This is a genomic window from Angustibacter sp. Root456, assembly GCF_001426435.1.
Taxonomy (GTDB): domain Bacteria; phylum Actinomycetota; class Actinomycetes; order Actinomycetales; family Angustibacteraceae; genus Angustibacter.
In genome coordinates, this window is sequence record NZ_LMER01000016.1 from 194,744 (window position 1) to 218,725 (window position 23,982).

Here is a 23,982-nt window from a genome sequence, read left to right on the forward strand (position 1 = left end):
CGTGCCCGTCGACGGCCGGTTCGCCGACAAGGTCGCCATCGTCACCGGAGCCTCGCGCGGGATCGGGCTGAGCATCGCCGAACGGCTCGTCGCCGAGGGTGCGCGGGTGGTGATCACTGCCCGCAAGCCGGAGGCGCTCGAGGAGGCGGTGACGGCGCTCGGCGGCCCCGACCGCGCCATCGCCGTGGCCGGCCGCGCCGACGACCCCGACCACCGGGCCGAGGCCGTCGAGCGCGCGGTGCGTGAGCTCGGTGGCCTCGACCTGCTCGTCAACAACGTGGGGATCAACCCCGTAGCCGGGCCGCTCGTCGACCTCGACCTCGGGGCGGCGCGCAAGATCGCCGAGACCAACCTGGTGTCGACGCTGGGCTGGACCCAGCTGGCCGTCAAGGCCGGCACGGGGCTGACCGCGGTCGTCAACGTCTCGTCGGTGGCTGGCGTGCAGCCGGCGCCGGGGATCGCGTTCTACGGCGCCACGAAGGCCGCCGTCATCTCGCTCACCGAGGCGCTGGCGATCGAGCTGGCGCCGCGCGTGCGGGTCAACGCGGTTGCGCCGGCCATCATCAAGACGAAGTTCGCCGAGATGCTCTACTCGCACGACGAGTCCGGCGTCGCCGGGCACTACCCGATGGGCCGGCTGGGCGAGCCCGAGGACGTCGCCGGTGCCGTGTCGTTCCTGCTCTCGGACGACGCCGCCTGGGTCACCGGGCAGACGATCGTGATCGACGGCGGCATCACGAAGTCCGGCGGTCTCGGGTGAGCGGCGGGGGCGACGTCGCCGCCGTCCCCGGAAGCATGCGGGCCTGGCAGGTGGTGCGGCACGGTGCGCCGTCCGACGCCTTGGAGCGGCGCGAGGTCCCTGTGCCGCAGCCGGGAGCGGGTGAGCTGCTGGTGCAGGTCGACGCGTGCGCACTGAACTTCCCGGACGTCCTGCTCGCCGCGGGGCAGTACCAGCTGCGGCCCGATCTGCCCTTCACTCCGGGCATCGAGCTCGTTGGGCGGGTTGCGGCAGTAGGTGAGTCGGTCGAGGGCTTCGGTGTCGGCGACCGGGTGATCGGCATGCCACAGCTGCCGCACGGCGCGTTCGCCGACTACGCCATCTTGCCCACGCGCACGGCCTTCGCGGCGCCCGAGGCACTGGACGACGCCCGGGCCGCGTCGCTGTACGTCGCCTACCAGACCGGCTGGTTCGGGTTGCACCAGCGCGCCCGGCTGCAAGCGGGGGAGACGGTGGTGGTGCACGCCGCGTCGGGCGGCGTCGGCAGCGCGGCGGTGCAGCTGGCGCAGGCGGCCGGCGCGCGCGTGGTCGCCGTGGTCGGCGGCGAGGCGAAGGCCGAGGTCGCTTGGGCGCTCGGCGCCGACGAGGTGGTCGACCGCACGCAGTGCGACGGGGCCGACGGGTTGGCCGCGGCGCTCAAGCAGGCCTGCGGCCCGCGGGGCGCCGACGTGGTCTACGACCCAGTGGGCGGCGACGCCTTCGCGGCGTCGACGAAGGTCGTGGCCTTCGAGGGCCGCATCGTCGTCGTGGGCTTCACGAGCGGGCGCATCCCGCAGGCGGCGGCCAACCACCTGCTGATCAAGAACTACAGCGTGCTCGGCCTGCACTGGGGTCGCTACCAGGACGTCGCACCCGAGCTCGTGCGCCAGGCACAGGACGACATCAACGAGCTCGTGGCCGCGGGGCTGGTCGAGCCGCTGGTGTCCGAGCGCGTCGGTGCCGACGACGTGCCAGATGCGTTGCAACGCTTGGCTTCCGGCGCGACAACGGGCCGTGTGGTGGTCGTTCGTGGCTGACGTCGGCCCCGGGCTCGAGCTGGCGGGTGCGGGCGTCGTCGTAACCGGTGGCGGCTCGGGGATCGGAGCTGAGCTGGCGCGGCGGTTCGCCGCTGCGGGAGCGCGCGTCGTCGTGAACGACCTCGACGCCGACGCGGCTCGGGCCGTGGCGGGCGAGGTGGGTGCCGTCGCCGCGCCCGGCGACGCGGCGTCGGTGGACGGCGTCGCCGCCCTGGTCTCGGCCGCGCGCGACGAGCTCGGCGAGATCGACCTGTTCTGCGCCAACGCGGGAGTGGCCGCCACAGGCGGAGTGACGGGCGACGCCGCGGCCACCGAGGCCGACTGGGCGAGCTCGTTCGAGGTCAACGTGCTGGCCCACGTGCGGGCCGCCCAGGTGCTGCTGCCGCAGTGGCTCGAGCGCGGGCGCGGGCACCTGCTCGTCACTGCCTCGGCTGCCGGCCTGCTCACGATGCTGGGCAGCGCGCCGTACGCCGTGAGCAAGCACGCGGCCGTGGCGTTCGCCGAGTGGCTGCGCGCGACGTACACCCACCGCGGGATCGTCGTCCAGGCACTGTGCCCGCAAGGGGTGCGCACCCCGATGCTCGAGGCGTCGGGTGAAGTCGGGCGCGCGCTGCTCGGTGCCGACGCCGTCGACGTCGGTGTCGTTGGAGACGCGGTGCTGGAGGCGTTGGCGGACGGGCGTTTCCTCGTCCTGCCGCACCCCGAGGTGCACGGCTACCTGCAGGCCAAGGCCGCCGACCCCGACGCCTGGCTCGGTGCGATGAACCGCCTCCAGCAGCGCCTGGACCCCTGACCCTGCGCCCTACCGGCAAATTCCCCGGAACTTGTACGCCTGGGACCCCTGCAAGCGACGAAATCCGGGGATTTTGCCGGCGTTAGCGGTGGCGGGCGAGCTCGCGGCGGGCGAGCGACATGCGGTGCACCTCATCGGGGCCGTCCGCGAGCCGCAGCGTGCGCGCGGCGACCCACAGCTGGGCGAGCGGGAAGTCCTGACTGACGCCGGCACCGCCGTGCACCTGGATCGCGTCGTCGACCACGCGCTGGGCCATGAGCGGGACGGCGATCTTGATGGCCTGGATCTCCGTGTGCGCGCCCTTGTTGCCCACGGTGTCCATGAGCCAGGCCGTCTTCAGCACCAGCAGCCGCGCCTGCTCGATCGCGACGCGAGCGTTCGCTATCTGCTCGCGGACGACCCCTTGGCGCGCCAGCGGACGGCCGAAGGCCACGCGCTCGTTCGCCCTGCGGCACATGAGCTCCAGCGCCCGCTCGGCCATGCCGATGAGCCGCATGCAGTGGTGGATGCGCCCCGGGCCGAGCCGCGCCTGAGCGATCGCGAAGCCCTCGCCCTCACCCTTGAGCATGTTGGACGCCGGCACGCGCACCTCGTCGAACTCGACCTCAGCATGACCGCCGTGCGGCGCGTCGTCGTACCCGAAAGTTCGCAAGGCCCGGACGACGCGCACACCCGGCGTCTCGCGCGGCACGAGGATCATCGACTGGCGGCGGTGCCGGTCGATGCTCGGGTCGTCGGGGTCGGCCGACTGCCCCATGACGATGAAGATCTCGGCGCGCGGATCCATCGCGCCGGTCGACCACCACTTGCGGCCGGTGATGACGTACTCGTCGCCGTCGCGTCGGATCGCGGTCTCGATGTTGGTGGCGTCGGATGACGCGACGCCCGGCTCGGTCATGCAGAACGCCGAGCGGATCCGCCCGTCCAGCAACGGTTCGAGCCACTGCTCCTGCTGCTCGCGGGTGCCGAACTCCGCCAGCACCTCCATGTTGCCGGTGTCGGGGGCCGCGCAGTTGAGTGCCTCCGGTGCGAGCCAGGGCGAGCGGCCGGTCAGCTCGGCGAGCGGCGCGTACTGCGTGTTGGTGAGTCCTGCGCCGTGCTCGCCCGGCAGGAAGAGGTTCCACAGGCCCAGCTCGCGCGCGGTGCTCTTGAGCTGCTCGACCACCGGGGGACGCGACCACTCGCGATCGGTGCCCCGCGCGGCGGCGACCTGCTCCTCGAGCACCGGCTCGGCCGGGTAGACGTGCTCGGCCAGGAACTGCTCCAGCCGCGCGGCCAGCTCACGGGTGCGGTCGTCGTACGCGAAGTCCATGGTGGTCCTCCTCAGCGCGCCAGGGCCGCGGCGCCGGCGGCGACGAGCCCGGGGACCACGGCGCCGATGCCGTCGAACCCCGACCCTACGGTCTGCCCCTGGGTGTAGCGGTAGTGGATGCCCTCGAGGATCACGGCGAGCTTGAAGTAGCCGAACGCCACGTACCAGGGGAGCGAGGTCAGGTCGGTGCCAGTGGTCGCGGCGTAGCGGGCGGCAAGCGCCGAGCCATCGGGGAAGCCGGCGACCGAGGCGGGGGTGTCGGCGACCGGCCCGAGGGACGACGCCACCTCGCCGCCCTCACCCCAGTAGACGAGCAGCAGCCCGAGGTCGGTGAGCGGGTCGCCGAGCGTGGCCATCTCCCAGTCGAGGACGGCGGCGACGTCCCACGCGCCAGGCCTGACGAGCAGGTTGTCGAGGCGGAAGTCGCCGTGCACGACCGAGGGTCGCGGCGACGTCGGCACCGCACCGGCAAGGGCATCGCGCAGCGCGTCGATGCCCTCGACCTCGCGGCTGCGGCTCGCCTCCAGCTGGGTCGACCACCGGCGCACCTGCCGCTCGAGGAAGCCGTCGGGCCGGCCGAAGTCGTTCAGTCCCAACGACTTCGGGTCGCTGCGGTGCAGGGCGGCGAGCGTGTCGACCAACCGGTTCGCCAGCCCGGCGCGTTCGTCCTCCGGCACACCCAGCAGCGCGGCGCGGTCGCGCAGCACCACGCCGTCGACTCGCTGCATGACATAGAACGGCGCCCCGATGACCGACTCGTCGTCGCAGAGCAGCACGGGCTCGGGCACTGGCACGTGGGCGGTGTCGTGCGCCGCGTGCAGCGCGCTGATCACCCGGAACTCGCGCGCCATGTCGTGCGCCGTCGCCAGCACGTGGCCCAACGGCGGACGTCGCAGCACCCATCGGTGGGCGCCGTCGTCCAGCGTGTACGTGAGGTTCGACCGGCCGCCTGCGATGAGCTCGGCGCTCAGCGGTCCACCGCGTAGACCGGGGTGGTGCTCGTCGAGCCAGAGGGTCAGGGCGGCGAGGTCGACACCTCGCGGCGACGCCGGGTCAGGGGACACCGACGCACCGTATCTCAGCCAGATCCCGGCGCCGGATCTAACCAGTGGTCGACGGCACGCCATGATGTCGGCATGGCTCACTACCGCTGCGACTACCCGATGCGCTGGTCGGACATGGACGCGTACGGCCACGTGAACAACGTGCAGTACCTGCGGTTCTTCGAGGACGCGCGGATCGAGGCCTTCGCCGCCCACCAGGCGGGCGAGGGTGACAAGAGCCTGCTCGACACCGGAATCCTCGTGGCGCGGCACGAGATCGAGTACGTCAAGCCCCTGAAGTGGCGGCCCGAGCCGGTGCACATCGACCTGTGGATCACGACGATCAAGGGCGCCCGCATCGACGTCGGTTACGAGGTGTACGACGAGCACCCGGGGGAGGAGCGCGTGCGCTACGCGCTCGCCGCGTCGACCCTCGTGATCTACGACCTGGTGAGCGAGCGCCCCAAGCGGATCAGCCACGCGGACGTCGAGCGACTGGAGGCCCTGCGCGGCGAGCCGGTGCCCTTCCGGATGCGGCGCGCGCAGTGAGCGACCACCTGCTGGTGCCGGCGGCTGCCCTCGCCGACCTGGCGACGTACGTCGGTCGCGCCCGGCGCGTCGACCCCGACGGCGCGGTGCGACTCGTGGCGGTGGGTTCGGGCCTGGCCGTGTACGTCTCACCCGTGCACGGCAGCGGTGGGCCCACCGTGCTGGGGTTGCGCGTGCTGCCGCTGGCCGAGCCGTCGGACGTCGACGTCACGGTCGCGCTCGCGGCGGTCACCGACCGGCTGGCCCACCTCACCCCCTCGGTGAGCGCCCCGGCCGACGAGCCCATCGCGCTCGCCGTCCCGCCGGTGCAGGTGACCGACGCCGGGTGGGCCGGGGTGTCACCGCCGCGGACGGGCTGGGACGACGCAGGGAGCGTCACGCGCGAGGTGCTCGAGGAGGCCGTGCGGGCCGGCACGCAGGAGATCGCCGACGGCGCTCCTGAGGGCTCGGGCGCGCAGGCCGTCGCGCGCCTGCGGGCGCTGGTGTGGGGTCGCGACGTGCCGGGTGCGCCCGGACTGCCTGCAGGCGCGGCCTACACGGCCGACGCCCTCGGCTTCCTCGGCCCTGACACCGCCGAGGTCGCCGTGCTGGCACGCGGCTCGTGGCGCCGCCTCAGCACCCCACGCGGGCACGTGCTGGCGCGTCCGTCGCTGCTCTGAGCGGACCTTCGGCCCTGGATCGACGCGGCCGGCAGGCGGGAGGGTCGAGGGCGTGGAGCGCGTGCACCGTTTCGCCGACCGCGCCGACGCCGGCCGCCGGCTCGCCGACCACCTGGCCGCACGCCCGTGGCCGGCCGGCCAGGTCGTGGTGCTGGGCGTCCCCCGCGGTGGGGTTCCCGTCGCCGTCCCGGTGGCTCAGGCCCTCGGGGCGCCGCTCGACGTCCTCGTCGTCCGCAAGCTCGGCCTGCCGTACCAGCGCGAGCTGGCCATGGGCGCCGTGGGCGAGGGCGGGGTGCGGGTGCTCAACGAAGAGGTGCTGCGCCGCTCGGGCGTGACGGCGGCGCAGCTGGCGGCGGTGCAGGGCGACGAGCAGCGCGAGGTCGATGTGCGCTGCGCGCGGTTCCGCCCCGGCCGCCAGGCGCTGCCGCTGGCCGGGCGCGTCGCGGTGGTGGTGGACGACGGCATCGCCACCGGCTCGACCATGCGCGCGGCCTGCCAGATCGCCCGAGCCAGTGGCGCCCAGCGCGTCGTCGTGGCCGTGCCCGTGGCCTCGCGGGAGGCAGTCGAGGTCGTGCGGCGCGACGCCGACGAGGTGGTGGTCCTCTCGGTGCCGCCGTGGTTCTCGAGCGTCGGCCAGTGGTACGACGACTTCGCGCAGGTCTCGGACGACACGGTCGCGCGGCTGCTCGCCGAGAGCACCACCGCGCCGAGGCCCGCCACGCTTGACCCGGAAGTGACGGTGCCCGCCGGGGACGTCGACCTCGCGGCCACGCTGACCGTGCCGGCGTCGCCCGTGGGCGTCATCGCGTTCGCGCACGGCAGCGGCAGCAGCCGGCACAGCCCCCGCAACCGGTACGTCGCCGGGCGGCTGCAGCAGGCCGGGCTGGCGACGCTGCTGCTCGACCTGCTCACCGCGCAGGAGGACGGTCGGCGCGACCTCGTCTTCGACGTCCCGCTGCTGAGCGAGCGGCTGGGTGCAGCCTGCCGCTGGCTGGCGCACGACGCGCGCACGCGCGGGCTGCCGCTCGGCCTGTTCGGTGCCAGCACCGGGGCCGCGGCCGCGATCGCGACGGCCGCGGATCCGGCGTCCACGGTGCAGGCCGTGGTGAGCCGGGGCGGGCGGCCCGATCTGGCGCCCGATCACCTGCCGCTCGTGCGGGCCCCCACCTTGCTGGTCGTCGGCGGTGACGACGACGTGGTGCTCGAGCTCAACCAGCGCGCCCAGGAGCGCTTGCGGTGCCCGAGCCGGCTGGTGGTGGTGCCGGGGGCGACCCACCTGTTCGAGGAGCCCGGGACGCTGGAGCAGGTGGCCGACCTGGCCGCCGGCTGGTTCACCACGCACCTGCACCCGCCCGCCGCCCAGCCCTCTCACCACCCGGTGGACGCCGATGGCTGACGACCCCCCTGGGCTGGGCTTCCCCGACCACACCGCCGCGGCAGTGGTGCTCGACTGGGATGGCACGGCGGTCGCCGACCGTCGAGCACCCGCCACGGCGGTGCGCCGGCGCATCGAACGCCTGTGCGCCACGGGTGTGCACGTGGCCGTCGTGAGTGGCACGCACGTCGAGAACGTCGACGGCCAGCTGCGCGCTCGACCGAGCGGCCCGGGCCACCTGCTGCTCGCCACGAACCGCGGGTCGGAGCTGTACGAGGTGCGCGATGACGGCCCGTGGCTGCTCACCCGCCGTACGGCCACGCCGGTCGAGGACGACGCCCTCGACGCCGCCGCCCAGCAGGTGGCGCACGCGCTGGTGGCGCGCGGTCTCGGCGGCGTCGTGGTGCGGCGGCTGAACCGACGCAAGATCGACCTGCTGCCCGAGCCGGCCTGGGCCGAGCCACCGAAGGCCCGCATCGCCGAGCTCGTCGACGAGGTGACGCGCCGAGCGCGGGCGGCCGGCTTCGGCGGCCTGCCCGACGTCGTGACGCTCGCGCTCACCGCCGCCCGCGACGCCGGATTGCCCGACCCACGCGTCACGAGCGACGCCAAGCACGTCGAGATCGGTCTCACCGACAAGTCCGACGCGATGCGGGCACTGCTGGCGCGGTGGTGGCGGATCGGCGTCGGCCCCGGGCTGCTGCTCGTCGCGGGTGACGAGTTCGGGCCCCTGGGCGGCGCGCCCGGCAGCGACTCGATGATGCTCGTGCCCGAAGCCGCGAGGGCCGTCGTGGTCTCGGTGGGTGTGGAGCCGTCAGGGGTGCCGGCTGGCGTCCGCTGGCTCGGCGGTGGGCCGGCGCGCTTCGTGCAGCTGCTCGACGACCAGCTCGTGCGTCATGCCCGCCGCCGCGCACCGGTGGTCGACGCCGATCCGGCGTGGACGGTGGTCGAGACCGGCGCCGACCCGTTGCGCCACCGCATCACCGAGACGCTGTTCACCACGGGCGCCGGGGGGATGGCGGTGCGCGGCTCGACCGAGGAGGCGGCGTCCGTGCCGCTGCTCCTCGCGGCCGGCGTCTACCACCGCCGCGGCCCCGACCAGCACCTGCTGCCCGGGCCGTCGTGGACCGAGCTGGAGGTGGCACCCTCGCCGCAACAGGACGTGCGCGTGCTCGACCTGCGCACGGGTGTGCTGGCCCGCGAGGAGGTCGGCGGTACCGGCCCGCCGGTGCGCTCCGTGCGGTTCTGCAGCGCCAGCCGGCCCGGCGTGATGGCGCTGCGCACCGAGGCGGCGCCAGGCCGGCTGCGCCCGGGGCCGACGTTCCGAGCACCGGCTGCGCTGCCGATGCCCCACGGCCGCCTCGCCGCTGGCCCGTGGGCGCGGGTGGCGAGCGACCTCGGCGGGGGCATCGCAGCCGTGGCGCAGCAGTCCGTCGGCCGTGGTGAGGTGCGGTCGGTGGAGCGGATCGTCGCCCTCACGGCCGACGCCCGTCGGCAACCGTCGCTGGCTGCCGCCCACCAGGCGCTGCGCGAGGCGGCGGCTCTGGGTTTCGACGCCCTGCTCGCCGAGCACCGCGCCGCCTGGGCCGAACGCTGGGACGCCGTCGACGTCCGCATCCCCGACGACCCGGACGCCGAGCGAGCCGTGCGGTTCGCCCTCTTCCAGCTGTGGTGCAACACCGGACGCCACGACGAGCTGGCCGTGGGCGCTCGGGGCCTGTCGGGGCCCGGCTACCTCGGCCACGTGTTCTGGGACGCCGACGTGTTCGTGCTGCCCGCACTCGTCGCCATCGACCCGTCGTCGGCGCACGCGATGGTGCGCTACCGGCTGCACCGGCTGGGTGCAGCGCGGGCGAGCGCGCGCGCCGCCGGCCACGCAGGTGCGCGCTTCCCGTGGGAGTCGGCCGCCGCCGGCGACGACGTGACGCCGGTGAGCGTGGCGATCGGCGCGCAGCCCGCCCCCGTGCTGACGGGCCGTCAGGAGGAGCACATCACCGCGGACGTCGCCTGGGCCGCCCTGCAGTGCGCCCACTGGAGCGGACGCCGCCTCCAGCCGGGGTCGGCCGAGCTCGAGCTGGTGCTCGACACCGCTCGGTACTGGACGAGCAGGTGCCGCACGGACTCCGAGGGCCGGGCGCACCTCGACGGCGTGATGGGCCCGGACGAGTACCACGACTCGGTCGACGACAACGCCTACACGAACGTGATGGCGCGCTGGAACCTGCGCACCGCAGCGGATCTCGCGGAACCGTGGGGGCTGTGTCCGGCCGAGGCGCCGGCGTGGCGCGCGCTCGCTGACGCCCTCGTCGACGGCTACGACCCGGCCACCGGGCTGTACGAGCAGTTCCGCGGCTACCACCGGCTCGAGCCGCTCCTCGCGGCCGATCTGGCGCCCCCGCCCATGGCCGCGGACGTGCTGTTCGGCCGTGACCGGGTCGCCGCTTCGCAGGTCATCAAGCAGCCGGACGTGCTCATGCTGCACCACCTGGTGCCGGACGACGTGGCGCCCGGCTCGCTGGTCACCAACCTCGACCACTACGGCCCGCGCACCGCCCACGGGTCGTCACTGTCGCCGGCGATCTCGGCGTCGCTGCTGGCGCGAGCGGGGCGCCCGGACGACGCCCTCGTGATGCTGCGCCAGGCGCTCGCCATCGACCTCGGCGACGAGCACGGCATGACCGCCGCCGGTCTGCACCTGGGCACGCTCGGGGGTGTGTGGCAGGCCATGCTGGTGGGCTTCCTGGGTGCGCGCGTGCGCGGTGGCGTCCTGCTGCTCGACCCCGTGCTGCCGCGGGCCTGGCCGAGCCTGAGGCTGCGTTTTCGGTGCTTGGGTCGGCGGGTGCGCGTCCACGTCGACTCCACTCACGTGCACGTCGACGTCGACGGCCGCGTGCCGGTTGCGGTGGGAACCGGCCCGGTGCAGGTCGTGTCGAAGCGCGCCCGCGTCGAGCGCGCTGACCACCAGCCATCTGCGATCCAGGGGGTGCGAGGTGCCTGAAGTCGTTGCCGCAGTGACCGATGAGGCCAGGCGCGGACCCGTGCTCGACGTCGCCAGCGCCGTGGCGTCGTTGATGCGAGCGCGCGTGCGGGAGGTCGGCGTCGCCTCCGACGACCCCGACCGCGCTGCCCTCGCGGTGCTGGAGGCACTGGAACCGGCCGACGTGCTGGTGGGCGTCGTCCCGGCCGCGGTCGACCCCGCAGCCCCGTCGTGGCGGGTCATGCGCGAGTCGACCAAGCCGTTGGTGCTGCTGCCACCGGACCTGCCCAGCGGCCCGAACCCGATCGGGCGCGTGCTGGTGCCGCTCGACGGCTCCCGCGAGTGCGCGCGCGCCGTGGAGCACACCATCGAGCTGTGTCGCCGAGCGGACGTCGACCTGGTCGTGCTGCACGTCTTCGGCCCGGGGACGGCGCCGCCGTACTGGGACCAGGACGTGCACGCCCTCAACGTGTGGGCCGAGGAGTTCATGTCTCGGCACGTCCGCGGAGCCGGCGTGCGGCTCGAGGTGCGGGTGGGGGCGCCGGAGGACAGCGTGGTCGAGGTGGCCGAGGGGCTCGGAGCCGACCTCATCGCGCTGGGGTGGTCACAGCGGTTGGAGGACGGCCGGGCCCGGACGGTGCGCCGCTCGGTGCTCGAGGCGCACGTCCCCGTCATGCTCGTGCCAGTGAGCGGACGCGACGCCGATGGCGAGGACCCGCCGCAGGGACGTTGGGCCCTGGCCGAGCAACCGGGCGCGAGGATGTCCTGAGCCATGCGTATCGGCATCGTGGCGCCCCCGTGGCTCCCGGTGCCGCCGACGAGCTACGGCGGCATCGAGGCGATGATCGACGGGCTCGCGCGCGGGCTGAGCCACATGGGGCACGACGTGCGGCTCTTCACGGTGGCCGTGTCGACCTGCCCCGTGCGGCGGCTGGCGTTGTTCGGTGAAGCCCAGGACGACATGGGCCAGGCGCTGACCGAGGCCGCGCACGTGGCGGCGGCGTACGAGGCGCTGCAGGACGTCGACGTGATCCACGACCACACGCTGCTCGGCCCGCTGGTGGGCCCGCTCACGATCGACCACGCCGGCGCGGCACCCGGCCCGCCGGTGGTGCTCACCCACCACAACCCGTTCACGCCCGAGGCGGCTCGCGTGCTGAGCGTCGTGGCGAGACGCGCCACCGTCGTGGCGGTGTCGCACGCCCACGCCAGGTCGGCGCACGGCGTGCCGGTCGGAGCCGTCGTCCACCACGGGGTCGATGTCAAGCGCTACCACCCGCGCCCCTCGGCCGAGCATGGCTACCTGCTGTTCCTGGGGCGGATGTCGCCCGACAAGGGGGTCCACGTGGCGGTACGGGTCGCCGCGCGCACAGGACGGCAGCTGGTGATCGCCACCAAGATGCGCCAACCCGAGGAGGTCGCCTACTACGAACGCGAGGTGGCGCCGCTGCTCGGTCCGGGTGCCGAGCGGCCCGAGGAGGCGACCCTGGAGGAGGCCACCGCGCTGCTCGCGGGCGCCAGCGCGCTGCTCAACCCCATCGCGTGGCCGGAACCGTTCGGCATGGTGATGATCGAGGCGCTCGCCAGCGGGACGCCGGTGATCGCGTTCCCCCACGGAGCGGCACCGGAGATCGTCGACCACGGACGCACCGGCTTCCTGTGCGGTGGTGAGGACGCCATGGTCGAGGCGGTGCGGCGGATCGACGAGCTCGACCGCGGCGACTGCCGCATCGCCGCCGAGCGCCGCTTCTCGATCGAGCGGATGGCGCGCGACTACCTCGGCCTGTACCTGCGCGTGCAGCGAGCCGCCCACCACGATCCGGCGCTGCTGCCGTGACGACGGACCCGTGGGCGTTCGAGGAGGCGCCCGCGAGCGAGGGTCTCGGAGCGGGGGCCATCACCGTCGTCGAGGGATCCAGCTTCTGCATCAGCGACGCCGACGGCAGCATCCGCACCGGCAGCTCACAAGGCGTGTACGTGCGCGACATCCGCCTGCTGTCGCGCTGGGAGCTACTCGTCGACGGCCAGCCACCGGAGGCCATGACCGTGCGGCACCCCGAGCCGTTCAGTGCCGAGATCATCACCTGGCGGCCGAGGGCGCGCGACGTGCGGCCGGCCCTGCTCATCGTGCGCCGCCGGTACGTCGGGCACGGCATGCGCGAGGACCTCGACGTCGTCAACGACTCGGCCCAGCCGGTGTCGTGCCGCCTCACCCTGCTCGTCGACACCGACTTCGCCGACGTCTTCGAGGTCAAGGCGGGCACGGCGCCCGCGAACGGCTGGTCGCGGCGCGAGGTGGTGCCCGGCGTCCTGACGCTGACCCGCCGCCGAGGGGAACGGTCAGTGGCCGTCGAGGTGCGCGGCGACGACGGCGCCGACATCGGCCCGGCGGGGCTGTCGTGGAGCCTGGACCTGCCGGCTCGGGGCACGTGGTCGACGTCCGTGGAGGTGGTGGGCGTCTTCGACGGCGACCGGCTGCCGCTGCGCCACCCCCGCGGGCTGCCGGTCGAGCACACCGACCCCGCGCAGCGGCTGCGGGACTGGCGGCGCAGCAGCCCGCTCATGCGCACCGCCGACCCCGACCTCGCCCGAGTCCTGCAGCGCAGCGTCGAGGACCTCGGCACGTTGCGCATCTTCGACCCGGCGCACCCCGACCGCGTCGTGGTGGCCGCCGGCGCCCCGTGGTTCATGGCGCCGTTCGGCCGCGACTCGCTGCTGACGTCGTGGATGGTGCTGCCGGTCGACACCTCGCTCGCCCTCGGCACGCTGCAGACCCTCGCCGACCACCAGGGCCGCGCGCTCGACCCGGCGTCGGAGGAGGAGCCCGGGCGCATCGTGCACGAGCTGCGGCTCGGCCCGGCTGCGCACCTGTCGCTCGGCGGGCGCAGCGCCTACTACGGCAGCGTCGACGCCACCCCCCTGTTCGTGATGCTGCTCGGCGAGCTCGCGACGTGGGACGTGTTCGACGACCGGCTGCGCGCCCTGCTCCCCGCCGCCGACCGGGCGCTGGAGTGGGTCGAGCACCACGGCGACGTCGACGGCGACGGCTTCGTCGAGTACGAGCGCAAGACCGAGCGGGGACTGGTCAACCAGGGCTGGAAGGACTCCGGCGACGGCGTGAACTTCGCCGACGGGTCGGTGGCCCGGGCCCCCATCGCCCTGGCCGAGGTGCAGGGCTACGTGTACGCCGCGTACCGCGCGCGGGCGCGGCTGGCCGAGTGCGCCGGTGACCCAGTGGGAGTGCGGCGCTGGACCGAGCGCGCCGAGGCGCTGCGCCGGCGCTTCGACGAGCAGTTCTGGCTTCCTGAGCGCGGGTGGTACGCCGTGGCGCTCGACGCCGACAAGCGCCCGGTCGACGCGCTCACCTCCAACCTCGGGCACTGTCTGTGGACCGGCATCGTCGCCGAGGCGCGCGCACCCCGGCTCGCCGAGCTGCTGACCTCGCCGCGGCTCTTCAGCGGGTGGGGCGTGCGCACGCTGGCGACCGACATGGGCGCCTACGACCCGCTCAGCTACCACAACGGCTCGGTGTGGCCGCACGACACGGCGCTGTGCGTCAGCGGGCTGATGCGGTATGGCTTCGTCGAGCAGGCGCAGCAGGTCGCCGTCGCGCTGCTCGAGGCGGCCGCCCACTTCGGTCACCGACTGCCCGAGCTGTTCTGCGGGCACGCGCGGGACCAGGTGGGCGTTCCGGTGCCCTACCCGACATCGTGCTCGCCGCAGGCCTGGGCGGCGGCCGCCCCGCTCGAGCTGCTGCGGGCGCTGCTGCGCCTCGAACCGCAGGTGCACCGCGGTCGGCTGCGCTGCGCACCGGCGGTGCCTGAGCAGTACCTGCCGCTCGACCTCGTGAACCTGCGCCTCGGGCGCTCGCGGGTCGCGCTGCAGGTGACCGCGACCGACTGGCGGCTCGACACGCTCGCTGGTCCGGCGCTGGAGCTCCTCGAGTAGCACCGGTCAGCGGGCCGCCGAGCGGAGCACGAAGACCCCGATCTCGCGGTGCGCGGCGCGCTCGGCGTAGCGGTCCCACGAGGGGTAGAGCGTCGTGGCCTGCGCCCACAGCCGGGCGCGCCACTCACCCTGGGCGAGCTCGGCGACGACCGGCGTCGACCGCCCGCGCACGAGCAGCTCGGCCTCGGGATGGGCCAGGAGGTTGTGGTACCACGCCGGGTGGTGCCGCTGGCCGTAGTTGGAGGCGATGACGACCAGCCCGTCGTCGGCGGGGAACCCCAGCACCGGCGTCCGGCGCGGCCGGCCGGTGCGCGCGCCGGTGGTGGTGAGGTCGGCGACGGTCAGGCCGGTGAGCAGGCTCGTGAGCGTGTGCCGGCCGCCGCTCACCCGGATCACCGGTCGGTCCAGGTGGTGCAGCGTGCGCGCGAGCACACGGCTCACCGGTGCGATGCCTCCGACGCGGCGCACCGTGCGGTGCACCAGCGCGGCGCCGGCGTAGGGGGACGGCGCTGTGTCGTCCCAGGCGGACGGCGGCTCGTAGGTCATGGCGCGGTCCCTCGCTCGGCGGTAGGGACCAGTGTGCGCCGCGCACCCCGGCTGCGACCACCGGCTGAAACAGGGTGGAACCGGACAGGCGCTGGTAGCGTCCCAGGACCATGCGAGCCACCACGAGGACGACCGCGCGCACCCTGCCCACCCTCGCCGCCCTGGCCGCGACCACCCTGCTCGGCACCGCCGCGTGCGGGGCGGAGTCCGGCAGCGGCACCGCACCGACCACTGCCGCACAGACCACCGCGTCGGGGGCGACGACGACGTCCGCCTCGCCGTCCGCCTCGCCCACCCCTGGAGCGCGCATGACCGAGGGCATCTCCTTCACGCTGGTGCTGACGCGCACCGGCGGGATCGGTGGCCTGAAAGACCGCCTCGAGCTGCGCCCCGACGGCACCTACACCGTCGTGAGCCAGGGCAAGGCGCCCGTGACGCGGCAGCTGAGCGAGGGCCAGCTCGCCGCGATCGTCAACGCCCTGCAGGCCGCCGACCTGCCGCACCTGGCGACGCAGTCGCCCACCGAGCGGCGCAGCGACCAGTTCACCTACGTCCTGCGGTACGACGGGACGACCTTCACCACGACCGAGACCACCGCACCAGAGACCGTGCGTCCCTTGCTGGAGGAGCTCGGCGCGCTGTTCAGCTCGCCGGGATCCACACGGTGACGTCGCTCGGCAGCACGCCGGCGCCGACGTCCGGCTGACTCGCGAGCAGCGGCGGCGCAGCCAGCTCGGCCGGCAGCTCGACGTCGTCCGGGCCGGTGTTGGCCAGCACGATCACGTCGCCGGTGCGGAAGGCCAGCACCTGCTCGGGCAGGCCGTCGACCCACGCCAGCTCGCCGGCCCCGAGGGCGTGCTCGCGCCGGGCGGCCAGCGCCGCGCGGTACATCTCGTACGTCGAGCCCGTCGCCCCGCGCTGCACGTCCAGGGCGTAGGCCTGCCAGACGTCCGGCTGCGGCAACCAGCTGAGGTCGGACGGGCCGAACCCGTAGGAGGGCCGGTCGCTCGCCCACGGGATCGGCACGCGGCAGCCGTCGCGGCCGCGGTGCTGGTGGCCCGAGCGCACCCACGTGGGGTCCTGGCGCACGGCGTCCGGTAGCAGGGTGTGCTCGGGCAGGCCGAGCTCCTCACCCTGGTAGAGGTAGGCGCTGCCGGGCAGCGCGAGCATCACGAGCGTGGCGGCGCGGGCCCGGCGCAGGCCGAGCACGACGTCCGGCTGCGGGTCACCCATGCCGATGCCGTTGGGCAGCTCGGTGCCGGCCTCGAAGCCGAACCGCGTGCTGTGCCGGAGCACGTCGTGGTTGCTGAGCACCCACGTCGTCGGTGCGCCCACGGCGCCCATGGCCTGCAGCGACTCGTCGACGACGGCCCGCAGGTCGGGCGCGCGCCACGGGGTGACGAGGTAGGAGAAGTTGAACGACTGGTGCAGCTCGTCCGGGCGGACGTAGCGGGCGATGCGCGACGGCGGATCCACCCAGGCCTCGGCCACGAGGACGCGGTCACCGGCGTACTCGGCGGCGATCTCGTGCCAGCGGCGGTAGATGTCGTGCACGCCCTCCTGGTCCCAGAACGGCGGGCGGGAGAACCGCGGGTCGGAGTGCTGCAGCATCTCGACGTCGCGGTCCCAGTCGGGCAGGCCGGGAGCCTTGACCAGGCCGTGGGCGACGTCGATGCGGAAGCCGTCGACGTCGCGGTCGAGCCAGAAGCGCAGGATCGACTCGAACTCCGCGCGCACCTCGGGGTTGGTCCAGTCCAGGTCGGGCTGCTTGACGTCGAACAGGTGCAGGTACCACTGCCCGGGCGTGCCGTCGGCCTCGGTGATGCGGGTCCAGGCCGGGCCGCCGAACACCGAACGCCAGTGGTTCGGCGGCTCGTCGCCGTCCGGGCCCTTGCCGTCGCGGAACAGGTAGCGGGCGCGCTCGGGGCTGCCCGGCGGCGAGGCGAGCGCCGCGCGGAACCACGCGTGCTCGTCGCTCGTGTGGTTGGGGACGATGTCGACGATGACGCGCAGGCCCAGCTCGTGGGCGCGCGCCACCATCAGGTCGGCCGCGACCAGGTCGCCGAAGACGGGGTCGACCGCGCGGTAGTCCGCGACGTCGTAGCCGGCGTCGGCCTGCGGTGAGACGTAGAACGGCGACAGCCACAGCGCGTCGACGCCGAGCTCGACGAGGTGGTCGAGGCGGGCGGTGATGCCCGGCAGGTCGCCCACGCCGTCGCCGTCGGAGTCGGCCCACGAGCGCGGGTAGACCTGGTAGATCACGGCGGTGCGCCACCACTCCTGGCCCGGCGCGGGCCGCGCAGCGGTGTGCTGGGTCTGGTTCGAGGTGGCGTCGGCGGTCGTCGGCTGTGCGGTCACGCGCAGAAGGCTACGGCCTCCGGGCGCCTGGAGTGCAAACGCTTGACCCGTGGCGTCCGCCGGTCGGACGCGGGCGGTCGGTCGCAGGCCGGGTCGCGCTCAGCCCGGCGTGTTGACCAGCGAGTGGGCGGCGCGCTGCAGGTAGTCCCAGAGCAGCAGCTCGTGAGCCGGTGCGGGGTCGAGCTCGTCGAGCGCCACGCGCATGTGGTGCAGCCAGCGGTCGCGCATGTACGGCGTGACGGCGAACGGGTGGTGCCGCATGCGCAGGCGCGGGTGCCCGCGCTGCTCGCTGTACGTCGTGGGGCCGCCCCAGTACTGCTCGAGGAACATCCGGAACCGCACCTCAGCCGGGCCGAGGTCCTCCTCCGGGTACAGCGCCCGCAGCTCCGGGTCGGACGCGACGCCCTCGTAGAAGCGGTGGATCAACTGCACGAAGAACTCGTGGCCGCCCACCTCGTCGTAGAAGGTCCGCTGCTGCTCGCTCACGTCGGTCAGTGTCTCAAGCAGGCTCACCGACTGGAGACACCGACCTCCACGAGCGCTCCAGCGGCGCCGCCACCACGTCGCGAAGGTGTCGACCATGACCTTGCGCACGTAGGCGTCCGGCTCACCGTCGATGCGGCTCCACGCGCCCCACGCCTTGGCCAGCGCGGGTCTGGACGAGGTCCTCGGTCAGATCCGTACCCCCTGCTCGACCGCGCCGTCCGGAGCTCGGACGTCGTCAGGCTGTAGGACGACCCGGGGTGCCCGGAAGGTTGCTCGACCGGCGCCACCGACTCGCGCGGCCCTCGGCCTGCACCCGCTCGGCCTCGGCGGCGATCCCGCGCTGCATCCCGCCGAAGACGATGCCGTGGAACGGCTTGATGAGCTGCCAGTAGAGGTGTCCGACGAGCCCTCGCGGTGCGAACAGGGCGCGCTGGCGGAACACCACCTGGCCGCCCGGCCCGTCGTCGACCGCCAGCTCCAACCAGGCCAGGCCGGGCAGCCGCATCTCGGCGCGCAGCCGCAGCAGCTCGAGGTCGTCGACCTCCTCGACCCGCCACCAGTCGAGCGCGTCGCCCACCGACAGGTCGAAGGGGTCGCGGCGTCCGCGCCGCAGGCCCGGGCCGCCCCACAGGCGGTCGAGCACCCCGCGAGCCCACCACCCGAGGGGCCAGCTGTACCAGCCGTTCTGCCCCCCGATGCTCTCGATCACCGACCACAGGGCTTCGCGCGAGGCGTTCACCGGCGAACAGCGCTCGTCGACGTACAGCGAGCCGCCCGCCCAGTCCGGGTCACTGGGCAGCGGGTCGCTCGGCGCGCCAGGGGCAGAGGCCGACGACCACCGCGTCGCGACGTCGTACGCCTGCACCTTGGCGAGCGCCAGCGACACCGCGCGGGTGAAGCCCACGAGGCCGCCGGGCGGGTCGGGCACGTACCGCGCGATGTCGTGCTCCTTGCACACCACCTCGTGCACCAGCGACTCCACCAGCGGCCGCGCGATCGAGCTGGGCACCGGCGTGATCACGCCGACCCAGTGGCTCGACAGGTTCGGCGACAGCACCGGCACCGGGCGGATCGTGCGCCGCGACAGGCCGGCCACCTCGGCGTACTGCTGCATCATCTGGCGGTAGGTGAGCACGTCCGGGCCGCCGATGTCGAAGCCGCGGCTGACGTCGTCCGGCAGGTCGGCCGCGCCCACGAGGTAGCGCAGGACGTCGCGCACGGCGATCGGCTGGATCCGGTTGTCGACCCAGCGGGGCGTGATCATCACCGGCAGCCGCTCGGTGAGGTACCGCAGCATCTCGAAGGACGCCGACCCCGACCCGATGATCACCGCGGCCCGCAGCACCGCCGTCGGCACCCCGGAGTCGAGCAGGATCTCCTCGACCTCCTTGCGCGAGTCCAGGTGCGGCGAGAGCTCGTCGACGTCGGGGTACAGGCCGCCGAGGTAGACCAGCCGCTTGGCGTGGGCGGCGCGCGCGGCGCGGGCGAAGCTGCGGGCCAGGGCGCGGTCGCGCCGCTCGAAGCGGCGACCGGTGTCGAGGCTGTGCACCAGGTAGTAGGCGGCGTCGGTGCCCTCCAGCGCTGCCCGAACGGCGTCGGTGTCGCCGACGTCGCCCTCGACCACCTCGATGCGGTCAGCCCACGGCCGGTCGCGCAGCTTGCGCGGGGTCCGCACGAGCACGCGGACGTTCCAGCCGGCGTCGAGCAGCTCGGGGACGAGCCGGCCGCCTATGTAGCCGGTGGCGCCGGTGACCAGAGCGGTGCGCGTCATGCGCCCAGCCTCTCGTGGGGGCAGCGGTACCGCCCGCCCTGACCCGGTCGCACCGCGATCGTGGTGGGTGGGCATCACGGACGATGCGCAGGCACCACGGTGACGCTGGAATCAGATGGTGCCGCTGATCGTGCCACCGGACGGCGCCTGCGGGAACACCTGCGGTGCGCGCACCCCGGCCCGGTCGAAGGCGATCTTGGCCCGCTCGCGCAGCTCACGCTGCACGCCCCACTGCTCGTTCGGCTCGGTCTTGGCGAACACCCGGATCGTCACCGTGTTGCCGGTGATCTGCTCCACGCCCGCGACGGTGGGCTCGTCGATCATCACCGGCGACCACTTCTCGTCGAGGTACATGGTGTGCGCGACCTCGCGGATGATGCCGAGCACCTTCTCGACGTCCTCGGTGTAGGCCACCGGTAGGTCGACCACGGCGGTCGACCAGCCCTGGCTCTTGTTGCCGACGCGGACGACCTCGCCGTTGCGCACGTACCACGCGACCCCGCTGGGGTCGCGCAGCTTGGTGACCCGCAGCGTGACCTCCTCGACCGTGCCGGCCGCCTCACCGACGTCGATGAGGTCGCCGACGCCGTACTGGTCCTCCAGCAGCATGAAGATGCCGCTGAGGAAGTCCTTCACCAGGCTCTGCGCCCCGAAGCCGAGCGCGACGCCGGCCACGCCGGCGGACGCCAGCAGCGGCGCGAGGTCGACGCCGAACTCCGACAGCACCATGAGGAAGGCCACACCGAACACCACGGCGGTGATCAGGCTGCGCAGCACCGAGCCGAGCGTCTCGGTGCGCTGGCGCCGCCGCTCGCTCAGCGCGCCGGTGGCCGACGCGATCACCCGGGTCGCGCGGTTGCGCCCCAGGTGCGTGGTGAGGCCGGAGTCGACCGCGCGTCGCACGAACCGAGTCACCGCTCGCTGCAGCACCCACCGCAGCACCACGGCCACGACGACGATGAGCAGGATCCGCAGGCCGTGCGTCAGCAGCCACTCGCTCAGGCGGTCGGGCAGGCCCGCCAGCTTGCGGGTGTCGAGGGACGGCGAGGCGCCGAGAATGGCACGCAGCACGGGTGGGGTCCTCCTGGGGTTGGCGCGACGTCAGCGGCAGCGTCCCACGCTACGGGGAGACGTCGAGAGCAGCGTCCACCGGCACGTCGCGGTGCCAGGACTGCGTGACGTACCGCGTGACGAACCCGGCGGCGAGGTACAACCGGGCCGCGCCGGTGGGGTTGTCGGCGTCGACCTCGAGGCCCACCCGGTCGCGCCCGCGCCGCGCGGCGTCGGCCACCACCGTGTGCAGCAGGCTGCTGGCGACGCCCCGGCCGCGGGCTCCCGCGAGCACACCGAGGTACTCGACGTAGCTGCCCTCGTGGCCGCTGGAGCCCGCGCCGAGCACCGACGACACCAGGGCTCCGACGGGTTCGACGCTCGCACCGTCAGGGCCGTCGTCGCGGGTCAGCTCCGCGATCCACCAGTGGTCCCAGCGGTGGCCGGGGTCCGCCCGCAGGCGCGCGACGAACTCCTCGAACCGCTCCTCGTGGGAGTTGAAGTGGTCGGTGAACGACGCCTCGAGCACGTCGTGCACGGTGCGCAGGTCGTCGGCGTCGGGCAGGGCGCCGTCCGCAGCATCGGCCCCGCGCACCCGCCGGATGACGACGCCGGGCGCGGGCGGTGCGAACGCACCCTCGCTGCCCTCGGCCGGGTCGACGGGCCGGGTCATCTGCCACCACGAGCGCATCGGCCGAAAGCCGCTGGCGCGCAGCCACTCCTGCTGGCGCGGGTCGTCGGCGAAACAGCCGGAGTCCAGCTGGGTGACGGCCAGGCCGCGTTCACGAGCGACGGCCACGGCCGCGTGCTCGGCCCAGTCGAACAGTCGCTGGGCCAGGGCGCTGGCCTGCGCCGCGGCGAGCGTCGGGTCGACCACCACCGACACGATCACCCGACCCGCCGCGCGGTCGTGCACCGTGCCCCACGCGCGCACCTCGCCCTCGCGGTCACGCGCGACGAGGTGCCGGCGCGCCGCCGCACCAGCCCCGACGACGTCGGTGGCCACCGCGTCGCGTCCCGACGACGACCACCCGCGCGCCGCCTCCTCGTGCCGGGCGAGCAGCGCGGCGAGGTCGTCGACGTCGTCGGACGTGGCGGCCGACTCGGTCCAGCCCCGGCCCAGGTCGCTCACCGGCCGGCCCCGGCGCCCGAGGTCTCCAGCCCCGTGAAGTGCGCGGCGAAGGCGAGGGTGTCGGAGGTCAGCTCGATGCTGCGCGAGACCGCGCGCCCGCCGTGCCCGACGTCGGCCTCGCGCCGCACCAGCACCGGCGCCTCGTCGAGCGGCGCGGACGTCGCGTGCTGCAGCGCCGCGGCCAGCTTGCGGGCGTGCAGCGGGTCGACGCGAGTGTCGCCGTCGAACACGGTGAACAGGGTCGCGGGGTAGCGGGTGCCCTCGTGCACGTGGTGGTACGGCGAGTAGCCCAGCAGCCAGCCCAGCTGCTCGGGGTCGGCCGCCGTGCCGTACTCGCTCGCCCAGGTGGCGCCGAGGCCGAACAGCTCGTAGCGCACCATGTCGAGCAGCGGCGCCGAGCAGACGGCGGCAGCGAACAGCTCGGGCCGCTGGGTGATCGCCGCACCCACCAGCAGCCCGCCGTTGGAGCCGCCCGAGATCGACAGCTGCTCGGGCGTCGTCCAGCCCTCGGCCACGAGGAACTCGGCGGCGGCGTGGAAGTCGTCGAACACGTTCTGCTTGGTGGCGAGCATGCCGGCTCGGTGCCAGTCCTCGCCCTCCTCGCCGCCACCGCGCAGCCCAGCCACGGCGTAGACGCCACCGGCCTCGACCCAGGCCAGGATGCCGGCGGAGTAGCCCGGGGTGAGCGGCAGCCCGAAGCCGCCGTACCCGTAGAGGATCGTGGGCCGCGGGCGATCCGGACGCCGGTCGCCGGCCACCAGCAGCAGGTGCACCTCGGTGCCGTCCTTGCTGCGGTAGACCAGCTGCTGGGTCGTCACCGACGGCACCTCGACGGCGCCGGGCGCGGTGGCCCACGTGCTCGTCGCGCCAGTGCGGGCGTCGTAGCGCTGCACGCTGCTCGGCGTCACCGAGTCGGTGTAGCCGAACCACACCTCGTGGCCGCCCTCGGGGCGCTCGCTGAGGCCACCGACCGACCCCACGCCGGGCAGGGGCACCTCCCCGAGGCGCTCGCCGCTCGCGAGGTCGTGCACCGTCACCTCGCTCACCGCGTGCCGGGTCCACGACGCGAGCAGACGTGGGCCGGCGAGCTCGGGGCCATCCAGCACCGCGTAGTCCTCGAGCACCGCGACGTCGTCCTGCGCCAGCAGGTCGGTCCAGTGCTCGGCGTCCGGCGTGCTCGGGTCGACGACCGCGAGCCGCCCGCGCGGGGCGTCACGGTCGGTGAGCACGTAGGCGCGCCCGTCGCGGCCCACGTGCACCGAGGTCTGGGCGTCGACTCCCTGCTGGACGACGGTGAGCGCCGGCTGCTCGAGCGAGCTCTCCTGCAGGTCGGCGAGCCAGACGTCGTTGCGCGGCGCGGTGCCCTCGGCGGCGCTCACGGTGAGCCAGCGCCCGTCCATCGACACCGAGACGCCGTAGTAGTTGGTCTTGGCCAGCCCCTCGCCGAAGACCAGCACGTCGTGGTCGCTCGACGTGCCGAGCCGATGCAGCCAGACGCGACGGTGGTACTGCTGCTCGTCGGCCGGCAGGTGGGCGGTGTCGATGCGCCGCACGTAGTAGAAGGCCTTGCCGCCGGGCAGCCAGGCGACGGGGGAGTAGCGCAGCCGATCGATGGGGCCGTCGAGGACGTCGCCGGTGTCGACGTCCATCACGCGCAGCACCGACTCCTCGCGGCCGCCCTCGCTCAGCTGGTAGGCGAGCAGGTCGCCCTCTTTGCTGGGCTGCCAGCTGTCGAGCGTCGTGGCACCGGACGGGTCGATGGCCATGGGGTCGAGCAGCACGCGCTCGGTGCCGTCGGCGTCGACGGTGAGCAGCACAGCGTGCTCCTGGCCGGCCACGCGGCGCATGAGGAACTGCCGCTCTCCGCGCCAGGCGGGTGAGCCCACCACACCGGCTTCGAGCAGGCGCGTGACCCGGCTGCGGAAGTGCTCGCGCATCGTCCAGCCGGCACGCTGGTCGGCGAAGAGCTGGTCCTGCGCCTGCGACCACGTGCGAGTGGCCTCGCTGTCGGCGTCTTCGAGCCACCGGTAGGGGTCGGCGACGTCGTACGTCGGCGCGTCGGCGGGCAGGCGCTCGACGAGGCCCGACCGGGCCGCCTCGGGGTAGCAGTTGCTGTCTGGCTGAGCAGGAGACGGCATGGGCGCAGCCTACGTGGCAGGATCGGACGTCGCACCGCCTGACGCACCCGG

The 23,982-nt window shown here is 74.0% G+C and carries 20 protein-coding genes; 11 read left to right on the top strand and 9 right to left on the bottom strand.

Annotated elements, in window-relative coordinates:
• Position 1: 1 nt before the first annotated feature.
• The 3 genes from ASD06_RS10865 to ASD06_RS10875 are packed head-to-tail and all read left to right on the top strand — an operon-like array spanning position 2 to position 2,587.
• Complete coding sequence (locus tag ASD06_RS10865) at positions 2-760, top strand: SDR family oxidoreductase (protein WP_056677176.1); 759 nt, start codon at positions 2-4, stop codon at positions 758-760.
• On the top strand, positions 757-1,794 hold the full coding sequence (locus ASD06_RS10870) for an NADPH:quinone oxidoreductase family protein (protein WP_200942057.1): 1,038 nt from the start codon (positions 757-759) through the stop codon (positions 1,792-1,794). Before ASD06_RS10865 ends, ASD06_RS10870 begins: the two co-directional genes overlap by 4 nt.
• Positions 1,787-2,587 (top strand): SDR family oxidoreductase, encoded by an 801-nt coding sequence (locus ASD06_RS10875; RefSeq protein ID WP_235502308.1) that lies wholly within the window; start codon positions 1,787-1,789, stop codon positions 2,585-2,587. The genes ASD06_RS10870 and ASD06_RS10875 overlap by 8 nt, the downstream gene beginning before the upstream one ends.
• 82 nt (positions 2,588-2,669) lie before the next feature.
• Here the strand turns inward: ASD06_RS10875 and ASD06_RS10880 are convergent, their stop codons facing one another.
• Both ASD06_RS10880 and ASD06_RS10885 read right to left on the bottom strand, forming a co-directional pair.
• The gene (locus ASD06_RS10880) at positions 2,670-3,899 is read right to left on the bottom strand and encodes an acyl-CoA dehydrogenase family protein (protein ID WP_056677021.1); all 1,230 of its coding nucleotides are present in this window, start codon (positions 3,897-3,899) and stop codon (positions 2,670-2,672) included.
• An 11-nt stretch (positions 3,900-3,910) separates the two neighbouring features.
• Complete coding sequence (locus ASD06_RS10885; RefSeq protein ID WP_056677024.1) at positions 3,911-4,963, bottom strand: phosphotransferase family protein; 1,053 nt, start codon at positions 4,961-4,963, stop codon at positions 3,911-3,913.
• A 72-nt stretch (positions 4,964-5,035) separates the two neighbouring features.
• On the opposite strand from ASD06_RS10885, the gene ASD06_RS10890 reads away from it, so the two are divergent.
• Genes ASD06_RS10890 through ASD06_RS10920 form a run of 7 tightly spaced genes read left to right on the top strand, consistent with a single transcriptional unit; the run spans position 5,036 to position 14,450 of the window.
• A complete protein-coding gene (locus ASD06_RS10890; RefSeq protein WP_056677027.1) occupies positions 5,036-5,491 on the top strand; it encodes a thioesterase family protein in 456 nt (151 codons plus the stop codon).
• On the top strand, positions 5,488-6,150 hold the full coding sequence (locus ASD06_RS10895; RefSeq protein WP_056677031.1) for a hypothetical protein: 663 nt from the start codon (positions 5,488-5,490) through the stop codon (positions 6,148-6,150). The genes ASD06_RS10890 and ASD06_RS10895 overlap by 4 nt, the downstream gene beginning before the upstream one ends.
• A 52-nt stretch (positions 6,151-6,202) precedes the next feature.
• Complete coding sequence (locus tag ASD06_RS10900) at positions 6,203-7,546, top strand: alpha/beta family hydrolase (protein ID WP_235502309.1); 1,344 nt, start codon at positions 6,203-6,205, stop codon at positions 7,544-7,546.
• Positions 7,539-10,523, top strand: a complete 2,985-nt coding sequence (locus tag ASD06_RS10905; protein WP_056677034.1) for a glycosyl hydrolase family 65 protein — start codon at positions 7,539-7,541, stop codon at positions 10,521-10,523. The genes ASD06_RS10900 and ASD06_RS10905 overlap by 8 nt, the downstream gene beginning before the upstream one ends.
• A complete protein-coding gene (locus ASD06_RS10910) occupies positions 10,516-11,271 on the top strand; it encodes a universal stress protein (protein WP_157371655.1) in 756 nt (251 codons plus the stop codon). The genes ASD06_RS10905 and ASD06_RS10910 overlap by 8 nt, the downstream gene beginning before the upstream one ends.
• A gap of 3 nt (positions 11,272-11,274) precedes the next feature.
• On the top strand, positions 11,275-12,339 hold the full coding sequence (locus tag ASD06_RS10915; RefSeq protein WP_056677041.1) for a glycosyltransferase family 4 protein: 1,065 nt from the start codon (positions 11,275-11,277) through the stop codon (positions 12,337-12,339).
• Positions 12,336-14,450 carry a glycogen debranching N-terminal domain-containing protein gene (locus ASD06_RS10920; RefSeq protein ID WP_200942059.1) on the top strand — a complete coding sequence of 705 codons (2,115 nt, stop codon included), beginning with the start codon at positions 12,336-12,338 and terminating at the stop codon, positions 14,448-14,450. Before ASD06_RS10915 ends, ASD06_RS10920 begins: the two co-directional genes overlap by 4 nt.
• A 6-nt stretch (positions 14,451-14,456) precedes the next feature.
• Here the strand turns inward: ASD06_RS10920 and ASD06_RS10925 are convergent, their stop codons facing one another.
• On the bottom strand, positions 14,457-14,996 hold the full coding sequence (locus ASD06_RS10925; RefSeq protein WP_056677045.1) for a nitroreductase family deazaflavin-dependent oxidoreductase: 540 nt from the start codon (positions 14,994-14,996) through the stop codon (positions 14,457-14,459).
• A gap of 110 nt (positions 14,997-15,106) precedes the next feature.
• Here ASD06_RS10925 and ASD06_RS10930 point away from each other — a divergent pair, with 110 nt between their 5' ends.
• A complete protein-coding gene (locus ASD06_RS10930) occupies positions 15,107-15,664 on the top strand; it encodes a protealysin inhibitor emfourin (protein ID WP_056677048.1) in 558 nt (185 codons plus the stop codon).
• Here the strand turns inward: ASD06_RS10930 and ASD06_RS10935 are convergent.
• From ASD06_RS10935 to ASD06_RS10960, 6 genes are all read right to left on the bottom strand, one after another.
• A complete protein-coding gene (locus tag ASD06_RS10935) occupies positions 15,639-17,354 on the bottom strand; it encodes an alpha-amylase family glycosyl hydrolase (protein ID WP_056677053.1) in 1,716 nt (571 codons plus the stop codon). The two genes, ASD06_RS10930 and ASD06_RS10935, sit on opposite strands and share 26 nt — an antisense overlap.
• A 99-nt stretch (positions 17,355-17,453) precedes the next feature.
• A complete protein-coding gene (locus tag ASD06_RS10940; RefSeq protein WP_056677196.1) occupies positions 17,454-17,840 on the bottom strand; it encodes a globin in 387 nt (128 codons plus the stop codon).
• A gap of 235 nt (positions 17,841-18,075) precedes the next feature.
• Complete coding sequence (locus tag ASD06_RS10945) at positions 18,076-19,611, bottom strand: SDR family oxidoreductase (protein ID WP_056677057.1); 1,536 nt, start codon at positions 19,609-19,611, stop codon at positions 18,076-18,078.
• 111 nt (positions 19,612-19,722) lie between these two features.
• Positions 19,723-20,682, bottom strand: a complete 960-nt coding sequence (locus tag ASD06_RS10950; protein WP_200942061.1) for a mechanosensitive ion channel family protein — start codon at positions 20,680-20,682, stop codon at positions 19,723-19,725.
• 49 nt (positions 20,683-20,731) lie between these two features.
• Positions 20,732-21,793 (bottom strand): GNAT family N-acetyltransferase, encoded by a 1,062-nt coding sequence (locus ASD06_RS10955; RefSeq protein ID WP_200942063.1) that lies wholly within the window; start codon positions 21,791-21,793, stop codon positions 20,732-20,734.
• Positions 21,790-23,931 carry a prolyl oligopeptidase family protein gene (locus tag ASD06_RS10960; protein WP_056677059.1) on the bottom strand — a complete coding sequence of 714 codons (2,142 nt, stop codon included), beginning with the start codon at positions 23,929-23,931 and terminating at the stop codon, positions 21,790-21,792. Before ASD06_RS10960 ends, ASD06_RS10955 begins: the two co-directional genes overlap by 4 nt.
• Between the last annotated feature and the right edge of the window lie 51 nt (positions 23,932-23,982).